Here is a 6,013-nt window from a genome sequence, read left to right on the forward strand (position 1 = left end):
TAAGTCAAAAGTCCGACCTACACTCTGGTGGAACATTACATTATCCATCAGCGGGATATTTATCATTTTGATCTGTATCGCCTGGCGGATCCGGAAGAATTACTCTATCTCGGTATTGAGGATTATTTTTCTGCAAATACCCTGACATTAATCGAATGGCCGGAGCAAGGTAAAGGTGTATTACCTGAACCGGATCTGCTGATCTCATTGAATTATCAGTCTTCCGGCCGACAAGTGATTCTTACTGCTTATTCAGAAGTCGCGTCAGATATCTGCGAAAAACTTCACAATTAATTCAGCTTTACTCTGTATCTCTTTTAAAAATATAGAAAAAAGTCTTGATTTTTTATTCCTTCAATCACAAACTAAGGCTGAGTAAATTGCAGGAACTGACTATGTCTCGTTTATTATTGGGATGGATAATGCTGATATTAACTGCCACGGCGCATAGCGCATCGGTAGAAAATATCCGTGTCTCCCAAAATGAAAACCTGACCCGCGTTGTGCTGGATCTGGATAAAGCACTGGAGTACAAGAGTTTTACCCTGACCAACCCGCATCGTTTAGTTGTGGATATTAAAGCGGCCAAAGTCAATAAAGCCTTAATTGCCCCCACTTTCAACAGTGCCGTGGTCGATAAAATTCGCCATGCCCAGCACGATCAAAATACCTATCGTTTGGTATTTGATCTTAAACAAGCCACAGATTATGAAATCCGAGCCTTGATTCCTGAAGGTGAATACTCCCATCGTCTGCTGGTTGATTTAAAACATGGGCCAGCCACTGCTGCTGTTGCCAAAAATAAAACGACCCAATCTCCAGACCCCAATGCTGAAACATCGACTGATCAGCCTTCGTCTAATCAGGCAAAAAATAATGACGCTCCCTCGCAGGCTAAAACAACATCCAGTGAGCTGCCGCAGGCAACTGCAACAACCGTGAGAAGCAGACCAGTATTACCACGTCGTGATATTGTTATCGCAATTGATCCTGGCCATGGCGGTCGTGATCCGGGAGCCATTGGCCGCAACGGTACGCGGGAAAAAGATGTCGTACTGGCCATCTCACGACGACTGGCTAAACTGGTTAACGACGAGCCGGGCATGCGAGCTTATATGACGCGGGATCGAGATGAATTTATTACCCTGAGACAGCGTATTCAACGTGCCAAACAAAACGGTGCTGATATGTTTATCTCTATCCATGCCGATGCGTTTCAGCGTACCAGTGCCAAAGGCTCTTCCGTCTATGTTCTGTCTTCCCGCGGTGCCAGCAGTGAAGCAGCCCAGATTTTGGCTGATCGGGAAAATGCTGCAGATCTGGCTGGTGGAATCAGTCTGGAAGACAAAGATGATTTGTTGGCGTCGGTATTACTCGACTTGTCTCAAACTGCCAGTCTGGAAGCCAGTCTGGAAGTCGGCAACAGTGTTCTGGGTGGCTTGAAGCGGGTTGGACCTGTGCATAAAAAACAAGTTGAATCAGCGGCTTTCGTGGTACTTAAGTCACCGGATATTCCATCGGTTCTGGTAGAAACAGCATTTATTTCTAACCCCGAAGAAGAACGCAAGCTCAACGATGTCAATCACCAGAACAAACTTGCTCAAGCCATGTTGGCCGGGATTCGCAGCTATTTCCAGCGTAACCCCATCACACAGCAGGTCAAACCTCAGCAGCATATTGTCAGCCGTGGAGATACACTCAGTGCCATTGCACAGCGTTATCGTGTGAATATGATGGAACTTAAATCAACCAACAATCTGCAAACCAGTACCTTACATGTTGGTGATATACTGAAAATTCCTTAAGCGTTTTTTGACTGCGGAATTCCTCTTCGCAACTGTTAAACTGTGTCAATGCTGACACCGAAACGTATCCATGCTCTCCCCTTGCAACTCGCCAATCAGATTGCGGCTGGCGAAGTTATCGAACGCCCGGCATCAGTCATTAAGGAGCTGGTCGAAAACAGCCTTGATGCAGCCACAACGGAAATTGATGTCACCATTGAAGGATCCGGCAGTCAGCTGATTCAGGTTCGGGACAATGGCTCAGGTATTCATCCTGATGATCTCTGTCTGGCACTCAGTCGCCATGCCACCAGCAAAATTTCTTCCAGTGATCAGCTGAGCCAGATTTCCAGTCTGGGATTTCGTGGAGAAGCCTTACCCAGTATCAGCTCGGTTTCCAATCTGAGTTTGATTTCCAGACAACATGATAGTGAATGTGGCTGGCAAATCCATTTTGAAACAGATATGCCTGAGCCGGTTCCACATCCGAAAGGTACGACCGTGGCGGTGCGTGATCTTTTCTTCAACCTGCCTGCACGCCGACGCTTTCTCCGTAGTGCCCGCACCGAACAGCAACAGATTCTCACGACACTGCAACGTCTGGCATTAAGCCGATTTGATGTGCGGTTTCAGTGTAATTTAAATGGTCAGCAAAAATTAAATCTGCCGATTGCTCAGAGCGATGCACAGCAATTAGCCAGGATTGGGGAAATCTGTGGACAAACCTTCGTCAAACAAGCACTTGTTATTGACCAGCAATTTGATGTCATCAATATCAAGGGTTGGTTGGGTCATACCGAAGCACATCGGCCACAAGCCGATCAGCAATACTTTTTTATTAATGGCCGGGTCATCCGGGATCGACTGATAAGTCAGGTGATTCGTCAGGCTTATGCGGATCTCATTCCGGCCGGCCGGCATCCGGCTTATGTTTTATACATGACAATTCCACTGGACCGAGTGGATATTAATGTGCATCCTACCAAACACGAAGTTCGGTTTCGCGAGACCCGACTGATTCACGGCCTTATTCATCGGGCCATTAGCGATGAATTACATGGACAAATCAGACCTGTGCACTCCGTACCGTCATCAGCTTCTTCTGCACCACGTATTGCAGAATCCACTGCCAGCTATCAGGAGCACCAGTTTTCCAATGCCCGGCATGAATCGTCACTGCAGATAGCATTTCCGGTGAATCGATCCAATTCAACAGATGGTTTTCAGTTAATACAGGTATTGCATCAACGCTTTGCCTGGGCACTGTTTCAGCAACAGCATTACCTGATTGATTTACCCAGGGCTCTGTCAACTTTGCGCCAGCAACAATTTGCCGGGCATCTGCAAAAACTGCCATTACAAAGCCGCCCGATATTAGTTCCACTGAATATCCCTTGTACTGCCGCTCAGCAAGTAGCTGTTGCTGAACAACAGAGCTTGCTGGACAACTTTGGTTTCGAACTGCAGCCACAGGATGATTCACTCATCATTAAAAAAATTCCTGTCGCGCTGGCACAGTTAGATCTGAAAACCATGGTGATCAGCGTCATAGATGCGGTCAGCCAAAAAAATATGGATGCCACAATGCTGGGTCAACATCTGTTGAACCTGCTGCAAACGACTGACACGATTCAACCGCAACAGACTGAGCAATGGCTGCAGAATGTATCCCCGTCGGAATGTATTCATCAGTCATGGTGCCGGAAACTTGATTTGCTAACACTGGGTAGCTTATTCTCGGACTGAATAAACATGCACTGAGGCGGTTTTCAAATGGATCGAGCCCGTACAGGTTCTACAATAGTCGCGGCGATACTCGCTGTTATCGTGTTATTACTGTTTGGCTACTTGTTATGGAGTGACGCCCCGCCAAATCGCAGTGAGCTCACTGTTGATCCTCCGATAGAAGTCATCGAACCGGATTTACCGCTGGAAATAATCCGCTCCGCAGAAGAGTTGCCCGACAGTGAAACCATTCGTGAGCAGGAAGCAGAAGAGTTTGTAGATCGTTTGGCTGATTCCAACTCGGATTCGATTATTGTCAATGAATACGAAGATATGTTTGTCCGACCAGACAGTATTATTGCTCTGCCGGAGCTGGAACAACGTGTCACGACACTGAAAAGTCTGATGGATGATAAATCGCTTAGCGCTAATACCCCCCTGACTCTCCGCTATACTGAACAAATCAGCGAAAATACCACGTTACAGGAGCTGGAAGCTGAAGAAGAGGATCATATCGCTCCCGTTACCATTGTGACTGAGCAGGGCGAGACCATCACTGCTCCGCTGGTGGAGTTATTAAAACGTGATGATATCGATCACACAGCACCTGTTACACAGATCCGTCAACAGAAACAGGTCAGGCAGATTAAAGCCAGCGAACTGGCAGATGCTGATATACCAGCGGATCAGGAAATGTCTGTGACGATCAGTCGTGGTGTACAGAAGCTGGATATCGCCGATTTAATTGATAGTGATACAGCCGAAATGCAGGACAGTCTGTTTTATCTGCATCGGGTAACAGAAGAAGATGTCCAAGGTTTGTGGGGCATTATTCAAACAGGTTTGATTCGTAATTTTCGTCAGGGTATCCGTCTGCAACGAAACGGTGCTGAACAAAATGTCAGTGTGCTTATTCCGGCGGACGCCGATGAACCTTTGCCCACTGGTTTAAGTTCTTTTCTTGGTAAAATCCTGCATCAGAAAGTCTCGACCAGTTATGTCTATAACTTTAATACCCATACCATGGGATATGATCCAAACATCATTCATCCGGGACAGGAATTGATTCTGATCCGTTTTTCCGGCGAAGAGTTGAAAGATATCTATCAATTCTTTGCTGAACAGAAAAGTAACACCACAGAAACCTTTGCTATTGGTCGCTGATGATTGTTGAAATCATTTTGATCGCATTTGTACTCGGCATTATTGCGTTTGCATGGTGGTTTCCATTTGACTGACCCGACGTTTTTTAAATTCGCCATAACGCAACATCACACTGGGCAAAACTAACAAAGTCAGCAAAGTTGACGAAATCAATCCTCCAATAATAATGGCAGCCATCGGCCCCATTATTTCGCGTCCCGGACTATCCGCGTTGATAGCAATCGGCAGCATCGCCAATGCAGTTACCAACGCTGTAATCAATATTGATGGCAGACGCTCAAGTGCACCTTGAATAGCTGTTTCCATGTTCCAGACTTTACCCTCATGTTCAATCAGGTGCTGGTAGTGTGACACCAGCATAATCGCATTACGCAGTGTGATACCAAACAGTGTGACAAATCCGACCAGCGAACCAATAGATAACACCCCACCGGTTAACCAGGCCGCCATCACACCTCCTAATAATGAAAAAGGCAGATTTAATAACACCAGCCAGGTATTCCGCACACTGCGCAGAGCCATAAACAGCAAAATCAACACTACCAGCCCGACCAGAACCGAGTGCACTAACAGATCCTTACGCGATTCGGCTTCAGCCACAGCGGTGCCGGTAAATTCAGGATAGTTATCCGCATCAAACTGTACCTGCTGATGCACACGTTGCTGTAATTCATTAAAGAAAGAACGTAAATCACGACCGCTGACATTGCAAGTGATGGTTTGCAGTCGTTGAGCACCATGGTGCAGAATCGCGTGACGACCTGAAACCTGCTGTACTTCGGCGACATCGCCTAACGTCAGCATACGATTATCCAGAGTACGCAACGGCAAACTTAATAAGTGATGTGGCTGTTCACGTAATTGCGGTGGCAGAACCACGTTAATATCAAATAGACGGTTCCCTTCGGCAATCTGACCCACTTTAATACCATCAAAGGCAGCTTTAATGTTTTGCATCACCGTCGCCGGTTGCAAGCCCCATTGGGGTAATTCTTCGAGTTTTATCCGCACTTGCAACTGAGGTTCGCCTGGTGGTGCACGTAACTGAATATCCGTTGCGCCCTCAATGTCTGCCATCACATCAGCCACTTCACGTGCTTTGTAATCCAGAGCATCAAGATCATTACCATAAATATTGACGACAACCGGCGAGGTATAGCCCGAGATAGTCTCATCGATACGCTCTGTCAGAAAGGTATTCACCTCAGAGCTGATCCCCGGGAATTCTTCAAGGATTTCGCGGATTTCATCCAAAATCGCCTGTTGTTCAGAACCTGACAGTGGCTCCAGATCCACTTCATATTCACTGTAATGGGTGCCAAAGGTATCGGCTCCCCGTT

The 6,013-nt window shown here is 46.7% G+C and carries 4 protein-coding genes and 1 pseudogene; 4 read left to right on the forward strand and 1 reads right to left on the reverse strand.

All coding sequences use genetic code 11. The features are described from left to right. From tsaE to B3O33_RS01000, 4 genes and pseudogenes are all read left to right on the forward strand, one after another. Positions 1-294 (forward strand): annotated as a pseudogene (gene tsaE / locus B3O33_RS00985) (tRNA (adenosine(37)-N6)-threonylcarbamoyltransferase complex ATPase subunit type 1 TsaE); the annotation flags it as partial. A 101-nt stretch (positions 295-395) separates the two neighbouring features. Next, the gene (locus B3O33_RS00990; protein WP_292361959.1) at positions 396-1,805 is read left to right on the forward strand and encodes an N-acetylmuramoyl-L-alanine amidase; all 1,410 of its coding nucleotides are present in this window, start codon (positions 396-398) and stop codon (positions 1,803-1,805) included. A gap of 48 nt (positions 1,806-1,853) precedes the next feature. Next, positions 1,854-3,530: a DNA mismatch repair endonuclease MutL gene (mutL, locus tag B3O33_RS00995; RefSeq protein ID WP_292362751.1), complete on the forward strand. Its 1,677-nt coding sequence runs from the start codon at positions 1,854-1,856 to the stop codon at positions 3,528-3,530. A gap of 27 nt (positions 3,531-3,557) precedes the next feature. Then, on the forward strand, positions 3,558-4,673 hold the full coding sequence (locus tag B3O33_RS01000) for a hypothetical protein (RefSeq protein WP_292361957.1): 1,116 nt from the start codon (positions 3,558-3,560) through the stop codon (positions 4,671-4,673). Between the two features lie 39 nt (positions 4,674-4,712). Here the strand turns inward: B3O33_RS01000 and B3O33_RS01005 are convergent. Then, positions 4,713-6,013: efflux RND transporter permease subunit (locus B3O33_RS01005; protein WP_292362752.1), on the reverse strand; the 1,301-nt coding region annotated here is incomplete at its 5' end.

Source organism: Methylophaga sp. UBA1464, from assembly GCF_002325665.1.
Taxonomy (GTDB): domain Bacteria; phylum Pseudomonadota; class Gammaproteobacteria; order Nitrosococcales; family Methylophagaceae; genus Methylophaga.